13 protein-coding genes and 1 pseudogene are annotated in these 16,732 nt (G+C 54.1%); 4 read left to right on the top strand and 10 right to left on the bottom strand.

The features are described 5' to 3' along the window. Positions 1-18 precede the first annotated feature (18 nt). The 7 genes and pseudogenes from L21SP2_RS17505 to L21SP2_RS13375 form a co-directional block, all read right to left on the bottom strand. Positions 19-624: a tetratricopeptide repeat protein gene (locus L21SP2_RS17505; RefSeq protein ID WP_024269080.1), complete on the bottom strand. Its 606-nt coding sequence runs from the start codon at positions 622-624 to the stop codon at positions 19-21. Next, positions 624-1,607, bottom strand: a complete 984-nt coding sequence (locus L21SP2_RS13350; RefSeq protein ID WP_024269081.1) for a vWA domain-containing protein — start codon at positions 1,605-1,607, stop codon at positions 624-626. The genes L21SP2_RS17505 and L21SP2_RS13350 overlap by 1 nt, the downstream gene beginning before the upstream one ends. Further along, complete coding sequence (locus L21SP2_RS13355) at positions 1,604-2,617, bottom strand: VWA domain-containing protein (protein WP_024269082.1); 1,014 nt, start codon at positions 2,615-2,617, stop codon at positions 1,604-1,606. The genes L21SP2_RS13350 and L21SP2_RS13355 overlap by 4 nt, the downstream gene beginning before the upstream one ends. Next, positions 2,614-3,588 (bottom strand): hypothetical protein, encoded by a 975-nt coding sequence (locus tag L21SP2_RS13360; RefSeq protein WP_024269083.1) that lies wholly within the window; start codon positions 3,586-3,588, stop codon positions 2,614-2,616. Before L21SP2_RS13360 ends, L21SP2_RS13355 begins: the two co-directional genes overlap by 4 nt. Further along, on the bottom strand, positions 3,585-4,460 hold the full coding sequence (locus L21SP2_RS13365) for a DUF58 domain-containing protein (protein WP_024269084.1): 876 nt from the start codon (positions 4,458-4,460) through the stop codon (positions 3,585-3,587). Before L21SP2_RS13365 ends, L21SP2_RS13360 begins: the two co-directional genes overlap by 4 nt. After that, the gene (locus L21SP2_RS13370) at positions 4,457-5,452 is read right to left on the bottom strand and encodes an AAA family ATPase (protein WP_024269085.1); all 996 of its coding nucleotides are present in this window, start codon (positions 5,450-5,452) and stop codon (positions 4,457-4,459) included. Before L21SP2_RS13370 ends, L21SP2_RS13365 begins: the two co-directional genes overlap by 4 nt. 20 nt (positions 5,453-5,472) lie before the next feature. Further along, positions 5,473-6,884 (bottom strand): annotated as a pseudogene (locus L21SP2_RS13375) (bifunctional ornithine acetyltransferase/N-acetylglutamate synthase). Positions 6,885-6,941: 57 nt separating this feature from the next. Here L21SP2_RS13375 and L21SP2_RS13380 point away from each other — a divergent pair. After that, complete coding sequence (locus L21SP2_RS13380; protein WP_024269086.1) at positions 6,942-9,548, top strand: DNA polymerase domain-containing protein; 2,607 nt, start codon at positions 6,942-6,944, stop codon at positions 9,546-9,548. Positions 9,549-9,632: 84 nt separating this feature from the next. Then, complete coding sequence (locus tag L21SP2_RS13385) at positions 9,633-10,376, top strand: uracil-DNA glycosylase family protein (RefSeq protein WP_024269087.1); 744 nt, start codon at positions 9,633-9,635, stop codon at positions 10,374-10,376. 80 nt (positions 10,377-10,456) lie between these two features. Here the strand turns inward: L21SP2_RS13385 and L21SP2_RS13390 are convergent, their stop codons facing one another. Genes L21SP2_RS13390 through L21SP2_RS13400 form a run of 3 tightly spaced genes read right to left on the bottom strand, consistent with a single transcriptional unit; the run spans position 10,457 to position 13,351 of the window. Beyond that, positions 10,457-11,719, bottom strand: coding sequence for an endonuclease/exonuclease/phosphatase family protein (locus tag L21SP2_RS13390; protein WP_024269088.1), 1,263 nt, complete (start codon positions 11,717-11,719; stop codon positions 10,457-10,459). Between the two features lie 38 nt (positions 11,720-11,757). Next, positions 11,758-12,786 carry a phosphoribosylaminoimidazolesuccinocarboxamide synthase gene (locus L21SP2_RS13395; RefSeq protein ID WP_081719631.1) on the bottom strand — a complete coding sequence of 343 codons (1,029 nt, stop codon included), beginning with the start codon at positions 12,784-12,786 and terminating at the stop codon, positions 11,758-11,760. Beyond that, positions 12,770-13,351: an ATP-dependent Clp protease proteolytic subunit gene (locus tag L21SP2_RS13400; protein ID WP_144083070.1), complete on the bottom strand. Its 582-nt coding sequence runs from the start codon at positions 13,349-13,351 to the stop codon at positions 12,770-12,772. The genes L21SP2_RS13395 and L21SP2_RS13400 overlap by 17 nt, the downstream gene beginning before the upstream one ends. A gap of 310 nt (positions 13,352-13,661) precedes the next feature. Between L21SP2_RS13400 and era the strand changes: the two genes are divergently transcribed. Both era and L21SP2_RS13410 read left to right on the top strand, forming a co-directional pair. Beyond that, positions 13,662-14,549 (top strand): GTPase Era, encoded by an 888-nt coding sequence (gene era / locus L21SP2_RS13405; protein ID WP_024269091.1) that lies wholly within the window; start codon positions 13,662-13,664, stop codon positions 14,547-14,549. A gap of 96 nt (positions 14,550-14,645) precedes the next feature. Beyond that, the gene (locus tag L21SP2_RS13410; RefSeq protein WP_024269092.1) at positions 14,646-16,721 is read left to right on the top strand and encodes a DUF4139 domain-containing protein; all 2,076 of its coding nucleotides are present in this window, start codon (positions 14,646-14,648) and stop codon (positions 16,719-16,721) included. Positions 16,722-16,732: the final 11 nt, after the last annotated feature.

Raw genomic sequence — 16,732 nt, forward strand, 5'->3', positions numbered from 1 at the left:
CAGCGGAGATTCTGATTCTCACCAGTCTTTGATCTCCGGAAGCTGCCGGTCCTGGTGCTGCTGAATCCATAACTGTTCTTCCTTTCGTCTGATATACTCAAACATTCGAATACTGTCCGCGGACAATTCCCCCTGCTGATCTGAAGCCGGCTGGGATCTGAACTGACTTCCGCTTCCTTTGGCACCCTGCAGCTTCAGCAGGGTGAGTTCGAGATTATATTTTGTGCCAACGTGCTTGGGATCATAGGATAATGCGGCCTTGAAACTGTCAAAGGCCTCCTCATATTTTCCCTGTTCGTAATACAGAATTCCCTGATTGAATTTCACCGCAAAAAGCAGTTCAAGATCATCCGTGGCCAGAGATTCTTCCCAGAGCTCGAATGCGGCGTCAAACTCACCCAGGGAGTGGTATACATTTGCAAGGTTATACTTCACCCATGGCTGGTATTCATCCCTCTCCAGAGCCTCCAGGTACTGCACAGTGGCCTCCTGGTAGTCACCCCTGCCGTAGGCGTAATTCCCCGCAAGAACCGGTATGTGCGGGCCCTGGAAGTTACAGGAGGTGAATCCGGCCAGCCCTGCCGGAAGCAGAACCAGAAGTACGATTCTGAAACGTCGTCTCATCAGAACAACCCCCTGAGTTTGATTCTTCGAATTAATATATGACCGATGTAAAACAGGAGGGCAAGGGTCAGAAAGAATCTGTAGCGGGTAATGCTCACCAGCCGAAACCCGTCAGTCCCCCGCTGCCCGGTGAGTTCCTTAATCCTGGTATCCAGAGAACCCAGCCCCGCTGCGGCTTCAAAGTAGCTGCCGCGGCTCAGTCTGGCAATCTCTTCCAGGGAGGAGCTGTCCAGCCGTGTCACTACAGGATTATCCTGGGGGTCACGGACGATCCGGCCGTCCCCCTGGGGGATTGTGGAACCCTCTCTGCTGCCAAGGCCATATGTGAACACCGGTATTCCCAGTCGCCCGGCTTCCAGAGCCGGATCCACAAAATTCCCGGTTAACTCCTCCCCGTCGCTGAACAGGACAATGATACGGTGCCTGTTGGAACTCTGGGGAAGGGCCGTAAGCGCACTGTTCAACGCCGCTTCAAGATCGGTTCCCGGACTGGATATCACCTCGGTATTAAGATAATTCAGGGCGTTCTCCAGAGCATAGACATCCTCGGTTGCAGGAAGGAGAACGGTTCCGTCCCCCTTGAAGGCAACCAGTCCGAAACGGGCACCCGGCAGATTTTCACTCAGTCCGCGTATCACTTCCTTGGCTCTTCCAATCCTGCTGGGAGGAATATCCTCTGCAAGCATGCTGTAAGAGGCATCCACCACATACATGATATCAAGACCCACCCGGTCCTCTTCAATGGGCTGTTCACCCCAATTGATCCCCGCAAGACTGAAGGTGAAAAACGTATAGGTGAGGATCAGAAAGAGGGATGAAAGAAACCATTTGATGAAAAATACGGAGCGCACGCCCTCGTTTTCCCAGAACCCGCCGATACGGCGAAGGTCTTCCTTGTTTATACTGTACTCCCGAAACTGCATGAGAAGCAGCACGGGAATTCCCAGAAGCAGCAACAGCACCGATGGATATACGAGGGTCATAGCAGCTCCCTGAGAAACATTTTCCGGACAATGTAATCGCTGAAAAGAAAGATAAACGCAAGAATGATCAGCCTGCGGTGAACCGGCTCCTTCCTTACCTCAACCTTCAGACGGGTCTCCACCCGTTCCAGACTGTCAATTGCCAGCAGAACCCCTTCAAGGCTCCCGGGATTGGTCACAGCATAATATTCGCCGCCGGTGCTCCGGGCAATGGTTTGAAGAAGATCCTCCTGAAGTTCACCCCGATAGGTTGCCCGGTAGGGCTTGCCGTTCCGGGGATCCACGAATTCAAGCAGAACCTCTTTATCGCTTCCGATTCCAATCACATATACCCGTACGCCCGCCTCTGCAGCGATATTGGCTGCGGCTTCGGGCTGAATCTCTCCGGCATTGCTCTCACCGTCGGTGAGAAGAATCATCACCTTCTCCCGGGCGCTGGATTCCCTGAGATGAAGTGACCCCAATGCAATGCCCATGCCCAGGGCGGTGCCTTCTCCCAGCTCCATTACCTGGAGTTCGCCCACCGCATCCTTGAGATATCCGTAGTCCAGAGTGGGCGGAACCCGCAGTGCCGCCTGGCTTCCGAATATGGCAAGTCCCATGGGGTCATTTTTCCGCCTGTCTATGAAGCGCAGGATGGTTTCCTGTGCACTCTCAAGCCGGGAATTATTGGAAAAATCCTGGGCTGCCATGGAAGGTGAAATATCAATTACAAACATCACATCAATTCCCCGTGACGTGAATACTTTCTCACGGCTCACCAGAGACGGTCCCGCAAGGGCAATAACCGTAAGAATGATCCCCGCCCAGGACAAACCCATGGAAATGACATATACCAGACTGGGCAGTGTAAAGGGATTGCCGAACCCCTTGCCCTTCCAGTTGGAAAACGCGAAGGTCAGCTTTCCGCCCCTCTGCTTCCAAAGATGCCGAATATAGAACAGCGGTATAAGCAGAAGGAATATGAGAAGCATCTCCGGATGATCCAGAGTCCATTGTTCGGAACTCATGCGTTTTGCCTCCCCGGATTCTGCCGGGAGATACCGTTCCGGCCGCCGCTGCGTACCCGTCCCTTGGTCCGGGGCTGGTTTGCACCCCGTTTCTGGGCAGTTCCCCTGTTGTTTTCAATATGTTCAAGCACTTCCTGAAGCTGGGAAAGATGGTCCATCCGGGATTTCAGGGTGGATGGCTGGGATGCAAATTTTACCAGGTCCCCGTGGTGAAATAGGCGGATAATAAAGTTACGGTCGGAGGGATTTTCCACGCCCTTGTTCAAAGCCGCCTCCAGCTCCCGGGTGGTGGCCGAACGGGCATCAACCTGAATCCTGCCGCTCAAGTACACCCTCACCAGATCCAGCAGCGTGATGTAGAAATTTCGTCCGTCCATGGTCCCTGCGTTGCTGGTAAGCTCCTTCAGGCTCCGCAGCAGCCGGCGGTAGGGCAACCCCTCCCGGTAACGCTGAATGAGCGTACCGAGATACTGCCGGCCCCATTTGAAAATGGCCAGCCAGAGCAGTGGAATGCTCAGCAGCAGCAGCGTCCAGAGAATTATAATCATCTGTGTTCCCGGAAGGATAATCTGGCTTTGGCTGGGCACAAGATCCTGCTCGTTGGTATCCAGAATGGAGGTTACAAAAATGGAAATATCATTCAATACTATGGGTCCGAGATTGATTGCCGGAAGGGTACGGGTACCCGGATAATAACTGGTGAACAGAATGCGGATATCCTTTTCATCCCCCCTGTCGATGATCCGGATATCATGGATGTCTCCCCATGAAGGCGTGGGCGGATCCTGGGGCAGCTGGATCTCATCCAGAAGGGGACTCCGGAGACTCAGTCGAAGTTCCACTCTATCTCCCACATAGTACACAGAGGGCAGAAATACCGTCCGGGTAATGCTGTATTCCTGGGAACTCAGGCTGCTCACAGATAAAAGCAGGAACAGGACTCCCATTGCAATGCCTTTCAGGATTTTCATCGCCGCCGTTTTCTCCTCTGGAAGAACTGAAACAGTTTGAGAATCGGATCCTCATTGCTCTGAATCTCGATGGGGCTGACCCCGCGCTTCTGGCACTCCCGGAACCACTGACGGCGCTGCTGGGCCCAGTATTCCTGGTATTTCTTCCGGAACCGTCTGTTGGATCCCAGACCAAGCAGGGTTCTTCCGGTTTCCGCATCCTGCATTTTAATCAGACCGGTGGCGGGAAAGTCCACTTCTTCGGGACTGGTAAGGCGAACGGCGATTACATCGTGACGCTTCGCCAGTATGCTCAGGTCACGCCAATATCCGCTGGATTTGAAGTCCGAGAGAACCACACAGATTCCCCGGCGTTTCAGCGCTTCTCCGGTGGTTTTTATGGCCAGTCCAAGGTTTGACCCGGTTCCTTTGGGCTTGTAGCGGATCATATCCTGAATCAGCCGGAGAGCATGCTTTCGGCCCTTCATGGGACTCACCCAGTGTTCAATTTCCTCGGTGAAAAACACCGCTCCCACCTGATCATTATTATTGATGGCGGCGAAGGTGAAGATGGTGAACAGCAGATCCGCCGTCTCCCTGAGGGTGTGGCTGCCGGCGGCTGAAAAAACACTGGCGGAAAGATCAACCAGAAGAAACAGTACGATTTCCCGCTCTTCCCGGAAGGTTTTGGTATACACCTGGTTCATCCTGCTGGTTACGTTCCAGTCGATGAGCCGGGGATCATCCCCCTCCACATATTCCCGTACCTCGGAAAACTCAATCCCCGGGCCTTTGAACACCGAGCGGTAGTTTCCCGACAGAAGACTTTCCACCAGTTTGGATGAGAGAAGCTCAAGATTTTTTACCCTGGCAAAAAGCCGTGCAGCATTCATGGTACAGGCACCGCTGAAAGCAGATAGGAAATAACATCTTCTGTGGTCATATCTTCGCTTTCCGCCTCATAGCTCAGGTTGATCCGGTGCCGCAGCACCATTGGTGCGACATATTTTACATCTTCCGGCACCACAAAACTCCTGCCTTCCAGCAGGGCTTTCACCTTGGCGGTGCGGTAAAGATAAATGCTGGCCCGGGGAGATGCGCCGAATTCGATAAACCGGGCAAAACTGTTGAGCCCCTGATCGTTTTGTCTGCTGGCCGCCACAATATTCACTATGTAGCTTTCAATGCGCTCATCCATGGTGATCCGGGCCGCATTGTCCCTCAGCCGCTTTATATCGGCCTTCATGATCTGCCGGGTCAGTCTGATATGCTCGGGATTGCCCATTCTCCGGAGAATCTGAAGCTCCTCCTCCGGAGTGGGATAGTCCACGGTGAGTTTCAGAATAAAGCGGTCCAGCTGGGCTTCCGGAAGGGGATAGGTGCCTTCCTGTTCGATGGGGTTCTGGGTGGCCAGAACAAAAAAAGGTTCGGGCAGGGGATATGTGTTGTCCCCGATGGTCACCTGGTTTTCCTCCATGGCCTCCAGCATTGCCGACTGCACCTTGGCGGGTGCCCGGTTCACCTCATCGGCAAGAATAATATTGGAAAACACCGGACCCTTTCTGGGAACAAATTCCCCGGTCTGCTGGCGGTAAATCATGGTTCCCACCAGGTCCGCAGGCAGAAGGTCGGGGGTGAACTGAATCCGTTTGAAGCTGGCATCCACCACTTCCGCCATACTTTTAATGGCGAGAGTTTTGGCCAGTCCCGGCACGCCCTCCAGAAGGACATGTCCCCCTGCAAGAATTCCCAGAAACATTCCTTCGATCATATCGCTTTGACCCACCACAACATTGGATATCTCATCCATCGCCTTGCGGATCAAATCTCTGGAACGCATCACCTGCAGCTCCAGCTCAGAACGTTCGCTTTCCTTTATCTCCATGTTTTCCTCTCTCACCAGAATCAGCTGCGGTAATCGGCATTCTCATGAACATATTCATGCCCCAGGTCCGAGGCATACACATGCACTCCCCCTGGGGAGGCGGAATTCTCCGATTCGCCGAGATCTATTTTTATGTGAACACAGCGGTCATGCTGGGGATACCCGGTAACCCGTGGATTCTGGGACCGTTCCTTCAAATATCCGCTGAGAATTTCCTCTTTTGTTTTATCGAGATGAAACGCTCCTTCATGGAACACCATCTCATTCCCGATGAAAATGCTCAGTTTGCGGCTGTCCAGGCTGATATCTCTGCTGCCCAGATAATCACCCACCGCAGACAGTATCCGGCCCACATTGGGATCGTTGCCGTACACGGCGGTCTTCACAAGGGGCTGTTTGCCACAGCTTTGCCGATTTCCCGGGAAAGACGGGGATCCTGGCTGCCGCACACCTCTATATCCATAACATGCGCGGTACCCTCTCCGTTACGGACAATATCCATACTCAGGTCCCTGCACAGTTCAGTAAACTCTCTCTGAAACTCTTCCAATTCTACACCGATTTTTCCCGAACTGAAAGCCAATACCATATCGCTTGTGGACTGGTCGGAATCAACAGAAATTCTGTTAAAGCTGCAATCCACGGCCTCTTTGAGAATTTCCCGAAGAGCATCCCGGGGCACCTGAAGATCGGTAAAAATAAATCCGAGCATGGTGGCCATATCGGGCTCAATCATTCCGGCGCCCTTCACCACGCCGACAATTCTGCCCCTGCCCACTTTCCTCACCCGGATTTTCGGATAACTGTCTGTGGTCATGATGGCCCGTGCAAATGCCAGCAGGGAATCGGCGGATTCGGGACTGGCGCCCGGTTTCCGAGCCGTTTCCGCGGCTGTTTCATTGGCAGGATCCCGAACCGTTTCCGCGGCCGAATCAACGGCGGCGGCACGGCTTGCATCACTGCCGTGACCCTTCAAAGGTTCAAGCAGCCCAGGCAGGGCTTTGAGCATTTCATCTTCCGGAAGCTGCCAGCCGATGATTCCTGTGGAGCTGGGAAACAGCGAGCCCGGGTCGATTCCGAGAATTGTTTCCGCAGCAGCAGTGAGGCGCAATGCAGCGGCCTGTCCGTCCCGTGCAGCCACATTGGAAATCCGGTTGTTCACCAGAATTCCATGCATGGCAGCTTTTTCCAGCCGCTTTCGCCCGATGAGGACAGGAGCTCCGGGTACGGCGTTTTTCGTGAAAACCCCGGCGAAAGAGCTGCAGGGTTCCGATGCCACCACCGCGGCTATATTCATCCGGTAGGGCTCTTCACTGGGGCGTTCCCGGGGAAGAAAGGTGAGGGAGCTCACAGATGCCTTGAACCCCAGAGGAAGGCCGCCAAGAGATCGCAGATAGTCATAATATTCGCTTTGATTGCTGCAGCAGGACATGGTGTTTCCGTTATAAAGTAAGGCAGAAATAAATGCAAGCTGATATAATCCCCGGACATGAGCAGCACACAGCAGGACTTTTTCGCCAGTCTCATCTATATCCGCTCACGAATACTTCAGGGCAGGGAACACATTATTCTCCAGGGCAGGCTCTCCGACGGCCGGAATTACGGTACGGTTCAGCCCTACCGCCCCCGCTTTTTTATTCCCGCCGCCTGGAAAAGTCTTGCGGAGGAACAGGCATCACGATTACAGCTGGATATGACTGCTCATACCGAAGAGGTCTGGCATAATATGGCCGGGACTTCCCTGCTGAGAATCAGTTTCCCGCATATCCGTCAGCTCCAGACCATGCACCGCAGTCTGAAACAGGAATCAATCCCCTGCTATGAGGGAGATATTCCCGTCACCCAGCAATTTCTTATCGATCATCCCATTCCTCTCTTTTATCGTTTCCGCGGAGTTCCGGTTCCGGGAGAACGGGTGGATATCCGGTTCCAGGGGGTGGATTTGGTTGATATCACCCTTGAAGAAGAGCCCGTAGAGGCTATAGACCCCGATTCTGCCCGTCAAAGCGGCGGAGGGCTGCCTGAGATACGCACCCTCTCTCTGGATATTGAGACAACCCGGGACGGAAAGATTCTCTGCATTTCACTGAGCGGGAAGCCGTGGAACGACTGCGTGCTGATGCTGGACAGGGGACTTGCCACGCTCTATCCGCCTGATCCGCCCCACAAGGAACCGGGATTCAGCATCCTGTCCTATGCAGATGAAACCGCGCTGCTCAATGGATTCAGGGAAAATCTGCTGACCATGGATCCGGACATTATAACCGGCTGGAATGTAATTTCCTTTGATATGGCGGTAATTCTCCGCCGGATGGACCAGCTTGGCGTCCCCGGCGACCTGGGCCGCTCCCGGGAAGCCGCCCTCTTCACTCCGGGGAGGGATGATTTTCCCGACATGGCCGATCTCCCCGGCCGCCTGGTTATTGATGCCATGAAACTCCAGCGGATGAGTCCGGGACATTTTGATTCCTACAGCCTGGAACATGTGGCGAACCGCCTGCTTGGTACAGGAAAAACCGAGAAGTTTCAAAGCCACTCCAAGATGCGCGAACTGGAGCTCCTCTGGGATGAAAACCCCGGGGAGTTTGCACGCTACTGTATGGAGGATGCACGGCTGGTGCTGAAAATCCTGGATGCCAACGGGCTTCTGGAAATCACCTTCCAGAGAAGCAGGCTCTGCGGCACCAGCCTGTCCCGGTCATGGGCGAGCATCCACTCCTTTGAGCAGCTCTACATCAACCGTCTCCACAGGATGGGAATTGCCGCGGCCGATGAGGACAGCGAAAGGCTTGAGATGAATGAAAGCCCCGGGGGCACCATCATCTTCCCCCGCAGCGGTACAGCCCGGCGGGTTCTGGTACTGGACTTCAAAGGGCTGTATCCGTCCATCATCAGAACCTTTCAAGTGGATCCCCTGGCCCATGCCCAATGGCGCTGTGCTGGTGCAGCCCTTCCTCAGGGATATGCCTCCTGGAGCGAACATCTCCCGGACACAAGTCCATGGATCATCAGCCCCAACGGGGCGGGATTCAGCAGGACCGGAGGAATCCTGCCCGAGCTGCTGGACAGATTCTACGAGTACAGGGAAAAAGCCAAAAAGGCCGGCGACGCCAATGCCGCCTATGCCTATAAAATCCTTGCGAACTCATTCTACGGTGTTCTGGGAAGCCCCGGATGCCGCTTCGCCGGCAGCGATCTTGCCACTTCCATCACCGGGTTCGCCCGGGAGATCCTCTATTGGAGCCGGGACCGGGCGGAAGAACATGGATTTCAGGTAATATACGGGGACACCGACAGCCTTTTCCTCATTCCGCCGGAAGACACAGCGGATTCTGAACTTGAACCCCGGGGAAGCAGCTTCGCCCGATGGCTCAACACTGAACTTGCAGATTTCATACGAGAGGAGTACGGCCTGGTCAGCCGTCTGGAAATTGAGTTTGAAAGCATCTTCGCACCTCTGTTCATCCCCCCGCTGAAATCGGTGTCCGGTCAGGAACTCCGCGATATGCTGGAATCCGCAGGTCTGGACGCTCCCCAGGGAAGGGCCAAGAGCTATGCGGGCATCGCCCATGAACCGGCGGCGTTCCCTTCCCCGGATGCCCGTCTTGTGATCAAAGGGATGGAGGCGGTTCGAAGAGACTGGACGGGCCTGGCCCGAAGGGTCCAGGAGGATGTATTGAAACTGATATTCTCATCCGCCTCCCGGGAGGCCATTCTCGGGTATATCCAGAGCACCGTGGAAGGCATGGAGAAACAGGAAAACTATCAGCAGCTGATAATCAGCCGGAGACTGAGCAAGCCTGCATCCGGCTACCGGGAAAGCGCCCCTCCTCATGTGAGAGCCGCCCGGATCGCAGAAGACAGAATTCAACCGGATCGTCCCCTGAAAAAAATCCGCTATGTGATGACCGGCGAGGGTCCCCGGCCGGTATTCCCCGGGGAAAATATCCCCCTCCCTGTGCCGGACAAACAATGGTATATTCAGAAACAGATTCTGCCGGTACTGGAAAGCATAAGCGCAGCAGTTGACTGGGATCTGCACGGCAGCTGCATGCGTCGCTATGATCCGGGAGGACAAATGGATCTATGGCAGTAAACAGGAAAATGCACTTATATACGGCCGCCGTACACGTATATACAGCAGCACCCTTACATACAACAGTGCAACAGGGAGAACAATATGTCACATACAGCCGCGGTTGAGCAGGTTTTGGAGTCCACCGGAAATATGAACAACGAGCTTGCCGCTTTGAAATTCAGCGATCCGGTTCACACGGTGTACAATCCCCTGGAGTACGCCTGGTCTGTACACCGGGAATACGTGGAACGCTTTGCCGGAACAGGTCTGAAGGCTGTGTTTTTAGGAATGAACCCCGGTCCCTGGGGAATGGCCCAAACCGGCGTACCCTTCGGCGCCATTCCATGGGTAAGAGACTGGATGAACATCAGCATGGAAGCCTGGAACGGTATTCACAAACCTTCCCGGGAACATCCCAAACGGCCCATAGAAGGACGGGACTGCAGCCGCGTTGAAGTAAGCGGAGACAGACTCTGGGGACTGATGGCCCAACGCTTCCCCAGCGCCGAAGCGTTTTTCCGTCAGCATTTTCTGATCAACTACTGTCCGCTGGTGTTCATGGAAGAAAGCGGCCGGAACCGGACCCCGGACAAGCTCCCCCCGGAGGAAAAGAATCTGCTCTTTCAGATCTGCGACCGTTCTCTCAAGGACATGATTTCAGCCCTGGGGCCGGAACATCTCATTGGAGTGGGAAAGTTCGCCGAGAATACCCTGAAACGGCTTTTTAATGATTCTGATATTGCAATTCACGGCATTCTCCACCCCAGCCCCGCCAGCCCCGCCGCAAACAGGGGCTGGGCTCCCCAGGCTGAACAGAAACTGGTGGAAATCGGCATCTGGGAATAATCACCGGAACCCCGATACCGAGCATCCCCCATACCGCAGCATATTTCCGGCCGGCCGTGGGGGATGGCACTGTACCCCCGCTATTCCCTGAGCACCAGAAGCAGAGGCAGATGGTCGGAATATCCATATCCGTTATGGGATCGATATGCCGCCGGCTCACCGTCTCCATCAAGAAGATACCACAAATTCCCCACCTGAAACTCACAGCGGGAGTATCCGCAGTTTTCAAGAAGGGTTTCATTCACCGCCAGCTGATCGATCCGCTCCCAGCGACCCGAGTATGCATAGCTGCCGGCCACTTCAGTCCCGGTTTCTTCCAATTGCGCCCGGGGTTTCCCCCAGAAATGATACATCACCGGAGGATCGCCGCTCTCCAGAAGATATTTCTTCAGCAAAGGATCATCCAGACTCCCCGCTCCTGCCAACATCAGGGGCGTACCCGGGAACTGCCGGAGATCCGGGAACTGCATATCAACAGCAACAATACCATGGGGCAGAGGTTCGGCTCCCGAGAATACGTCAACAGGAAGGAGAGCCCCCGAATAGGGATCACCGCTTACCGGATTGAGAAATCCTTCATGAATATCCTCGTTGGCATCTCCTGCAACAAGCATGGCTGCATGGGGAAACTCCCGGCGGCGTGTGCTGAGCAGCGAAGCAAGCTGCCGTGACTCGGCACGTCTCAGTTCTGCTGATTCTCCTCCCCGGTCCCCCAGCTTGCTCTTCCAGTGGAAGGCAAACACGATCAGCGTTCCGCCGCCGGGCAACTCCAGGGACAGCTCCAGAACGGGCCGGCGGGACTCAGCTCCAACCTGTACTCCGTGAACTTTGCGGTTCAGCACCTTCAACCTGGTGAGGACTCCCAGAGACAGAGGGGAGGCGGATTCGGAAGATGCAGAAAAGCCGCTGCGGTACCCCAGATCCCGGAGGTATAGACTATTCAGGTCGGAAAGAACCGAGGCATTTTCTATCTCCTGCAAAATGATAATATCCGGCCCCCCGGGAACCATATCCCGGAGCACTCTTGAGAGGCGCCGCAGTCTGTTATGATATTTTTTCGAGTTCCAGTCCTGGGGATGGGGAATAAATTCAGGAAATTCTCCGCCGTCATTCACATCATTGAACAGAGTCTGCACATTGTAGCTGAGAATTCGTAAATGGTCCGCTTCAGGCTGCTGTACCTGGCAGGAGACGAAACACAGGAGTGCACAGACAAGCAGCAGCGGCCCCGTACCCGGATATGTGCCTGGGTCAGGATCATTTCTGCCGGCGGAATCAATAACGACATTCGGATGCTTCAGAACTGAAGCAAAAAAACGGGTGGAACGGCGTTTAGAGAGCATGCACACCTCCGGTTCCGGCCGGAGGTTTATTCCGGCCTCTACATAAGAGACCGGATATTTTCATATTCTGCTTGGATGTCGGAGAAATCAGGTTCAAATTCCTCACCGCAGATCTGCTGATATGCCGAGATATACTTCCATGCCAGCTCAAGTTTCACAGCGGCAGGAATTTCCGGCGGAGTTCCCTGCCCCTGAAAGCCCTGATCCATCAGCCACCGTCTGAGATATTCCTTGTCCAGTTTTTTCTGGGCCCTGCCTGCCTGAAAATCCGAGGCATAGCTTTCCGAGAACCAGTAGCGGGAACTGTCGGGGGTGTGAATTTCATCCACCAGAATCAGTTTTCCGTCCACCAGACCGAATTCATACTTGGTATCCACAAGGATCAGACCCCGGGCGGCAGCAAGTTCCCTGCCCCGGGCATACAGTTTTTGGGCGGCCGCTTCAACTTCATTCCAGAGGGACTCTTCCACCAATCCCCGGCGGATAATTTCCTCTCTGCTCACCGGTTCATCGTGATCCCCGATCTCAGCTTTGGTTGAAGGGGTTATGAGAGGCTCATCAAATTCCTGATTTTCCTTCATTCCCCCAGGGAGGGAAATACCCGAAACCGCGTCGCCCTTCAGATAATCCCTCCAGGCGGAACCGGTAAGAAATCCCCGGACCACAACCTCCACCGGCAGAACCTCTGCGGGCCTTACCTCAAGGCTGCGTCCTCCGGGGCGGCTGATAATATGATTGGGAATAATATCCTCGGTCTGCCGGAACCACCAGGATGAGATACGGTTCAGCACCTCACCCTTCAGGGGAACAAGATCCAGAATTCTGTCGAAGGCGCTCACCCTGTCGCTGGTTATCATGAGGATGCGCCGGGGAAATATCAGGCTGTCCCGCACCTTGCCCTGATAAAAGCTGATCTTCCCCGCATCAATTTCCGGCTGCACATGTGAGGGCAGTTCCGGCGCCTGAATTCCATGTACCCGGCGTTCTCCGGATGCAGCAAAGCCGGGAAATACCCGGTCTTGGAGCTGCCATAGCTGGTCACGGTTCACATTAATCGTCCAGTTCACTCCGGGAAGTAATCACCCGGGAAATGAGGCCGTAATCCAGACTTTCCTCGGCATTCAGCCAGTAATCCCGGTCGGTATCTTTTTCTATTACTTCAAGCTTCTTCCCGGTTTCTTCGCTGATCAGCTTATTGATTTTCGCCTTGGTTTTCTCGATCTCTTTAGCGTGAATCTCGATATCTGTTGCCACGCCCCGCATACCGCTCAGCGGCTGATGGATCAGATAATGACTGTTGGGCAGCCCAAGACGATGCTCCTTATCCGCAGCCAGGAGAATGAGTGCTCCCGCACTGGCAACCAGTCCCATGCCGATGGTGTACACCTTGGGTTTCACAAATCGGAGCATATCGAAAATCGCATATCCTGCATCAACGTCCCCTCCAGGACTGTCTATAAACACCTTAATGGGTTCATCACCCGAAGCTTCGAGTATCAGCAGACTGCGGATCACCCGTTCTGCAAGTTCCTTATTCACTTCTCCGCTGAGCAGAATCGAGCGGGTTTTCATCATCTTCAGGATTAACGGATCCTGTCCCTGCTGACTGTTTTCTGATTTTTCTTCTTCCATTCTGATATGTGGCTGTACGTTCATACACGCTCCAGTAGTATTTTGTGGATTACGGCAATTTCAAAAAATGCTGACTTTTGAAAATGTCTCGACTGATGTAATATAGTGAAAATGCGGTGAGTAAACCATACTACATTCAAATGAGTTCCGGCAATATCAGTTTTTCCGGAGCACTCTTTGGTGCCGCTTAACATACAGCCCACAGCCGAAAAAGTACAGGTGAATCCCGGTCCATGAGAGCCCTCACATGGGTGTTCCGGCATATCTCACATGGCTGCTCCGGCGTATAAGGATAGTATAAGGATAACAGATGAAAAAATCGGCAATAATCGCCATCGTAGGCAGACCTTCAGCGGGGAAATCCACCCTGATGAACGCCCTCTGCGGTGAAAAAATATCAATAGTCAGTCCGGTTCCCCAGACTACCCGGAACAAAATCAAAGGCATTATGAATGATGAGGCGGGACAGCTGATATTCATGGACACCCCGGGGTTTCATAACTCGGAGAGGAAATACAATCTCGAAATGCGGAATCTGGTGAGCGAATCCCTGAGTGACTGCGACGGAATTCTCTATGTGCTGGATGCCAGCCGTCCCCCCGGGGAGGAGGAGATGCAGCTCATCGCTCTATTAAGCGGTCAGAAAGCTCCCCTGGTAATCGCCTTCAATAAAACGGATATTGCTTCACCTGAGAGACTTCGGGAGTTACTGGAGGAATCCCCGGGTTCCCTCCCCCCCGGAATGGAAATTTCAGCAGCAACCGGCCACGGGCTTGAAGAGCTGAAACAGGCACTTTTCAGCATTTCCCCCGAAGGAGAAGCCCTGTATCCCGAGGATTACTACACCGACCAGGATCCCGAGTTCCGCATCGCGGAAATAATCCGCGAACGGGCCATGATGAACGCCCGGGATGAACTCCCCCATGCCATGTATGTGGAAATTCACGATATGGAGATCAATGAACGGGAAGAAGGGAAAATTCCCCAGTTATGGATACGGGCTTCGGTTGTTGTTGAGACAAAAAGCCAGGTTGGACTGGTTGTAGGAAAGGGAGGCACGGGAATCAAGGAAATACGGGTAAAAAGCCAGAAAGAGATCGGCAGACTTTTTCCCTACCGTATTCATCTTGATCTGCGGGTCAAAACCAATCCCAAATGGCGCAGAAATGATGCGGTACTCCGCAGGCTGATGAAATAGATTCCGCCCAACGGACGGGAGATCCGCTGATGTTTTCAGCCGCATCAGTTGCATATCATCAGTCACATATCAACAGCTACATATCAGGAGATATTCATGAAACATTGCTTCCCAAGAATTCAGGTGCTTTTCATACTGCTGGTTGCAGGAACATACTCTCTTTGGGCAATGGGGGAACCCGAACCCCGGCCCGAGCCCGAGATCCGGGAAGTCACCATGTTTACCAACGGCACCAGTCTCGTAACCGTGGAATCGGAAGTGACCGGTTCGGGCATCCTGGAGGTTCCGGTACAGCAGGAGGAACTCCTGGATATCCTCAAGACTCTGGTTGTCAGGGATCTGGACGGCGGCAGAATACTCTCCGCAGGATTTCCAGCCAGCGAGCCCCTTCAGCGCAGCCTGAGCCGACTTGCCCTGGATCTGAGCGGAAACCCTGGAATGGAAGAGATGCTCAGGAGAGCCGCCGGGGAAGAAGTGACCGTACACACCCGTACTGGAAAAGTCCGGGGGGAGATTCTCAGCGTTGAGGCAGCATCTTCAGGAAGCTCCGTCGGCAACAGGCCCGGCGGAGATTCACCCCTCCGGACTGTAGTGAATCTGAACGGCAGCCGGGGACTCCGGAGAGTGGACATCAGTTCCATCAACCGCCTTGAATTCCATTCCGCTGCCATTGAAAACGATCTTGAGACCGCTGCACGGCAGCTCCGTACGTCTTCAGATAATTCAGGGAAAACTCTCAGAATTGCCCATGAGGGTGAAGGCAGCCGGAGAATCCAACTCACATATCTGCGTCCCGCCCCCAGGTGGAAAAGCAGCTATCGTCTGGTAGTGGATAATCACGAATCCTCCGGCGGGGAAGCAACGCTGGAGGGATGGTCCATTGTTGATAACACCGGCAGCCGCGACTGGAATAATATCCAGCTGAATCTCTCCACAGCCAACCCCGTTTCGTTTGTCATGGACCTGTACAGTGCCCGCTACATAGACCGCCCGGAGCTCAGCCTGCCCGGGAACGCTGCTGCAGAACCTCCCAATGAACGGGCCATGAAGCAGGAGATGTTTGCATCGGCTCCCGCCATGAGCGAATCCGCCATCATGGACAGCCGGTCGGCCGCAGACAGATTTTCCGGCTCATCGGTGGAACCCGGAGCCATGGCGACAGATCGCGGCAGCCTGGGAACCCTGGTTGAATATGAGATCACCCGGCCGGTGAGCGTACTCTCCGGCAGTTCTGCGATGGTCCCCATCCTCTCGGAAACCCTGGCAGTGGACAGCTACCTCAGCTACACCGGAGGACAAAATCAGTCTGTATACCGCGCCGTGGAATTTGAATTGCCGCAAAATCTGCAGCTGGTCAGCGGACCTCTGGCATTATACGACGGAGACGGTTTTGCCGGAGAGGCCCTGCTTCCCTACACCTCCGGAGGAGAATCTCAATCGGTGGAGTACGCCCTTGAGCAGGGCCTCGTGGTTTCAGAGGAGCGAAGCAGCGGCGACGGAATTATCAGGACAATCATCATCAGCGACGGATATCTTCGAAGCGAGCTGCTTCAGACCCGGACAACGGATTATCACATATCAGCTGAGACGGAGATCGGTACGCCCCTTGTTATCCGGCATCCGGTGAACAGCGGATGGACCCTTCAATCCGGCACAGTCATTTCCGGACCGGAAGAGGACGAGCAGAATCTGGAACCGTCAACCCGGGACGAAGCGCAAACCCGCTCCTTCCGTCTGGAGCCGGCACAGCTGAATAATTCCTCCCTGTCGACACTCAGAATAAGGGAAGAACAGCTGATCTCCAGAAGATATGAGCTGAACTCTGCACGGCAGGATCTGTTTCTGCAGCTTCTCAGTTCATCGGCATTGAGCTCCGAACAACGAAGCGTACTGAACAGGCTGCTTGAGTTCCGCAGCACTATAGATTCTCTCAACGATGAAGCCCGGTTGCTGCGAAACCGCCGCCAACGGATATATGATGAACAGCAGCGGATTTCCAGGAATATGGAGAACCTGGACAGGGAAAGCGAGATTTATCGTCGTTACCTGGAGGATTTAAACGATCAGGAAGATAATCTTGTGCAGATACGAAGGGATCTTGACCGGATCGACCGGGAAATTCAGCAAAAGCGAAACCAGCTGGAAAATTTTATCTCCAATATTCAACTGTGACAGCCACAGGA

Source organism: Salinispira pacifica (assembly GCF_000507245.1).
GTDB classification, from domain to species: domain Bacteria; phylum Spirochaetota; class Spirochaetia; order DSM-27196; family Salinispiraceae; genus Salinispira; species Salinispira pacifica.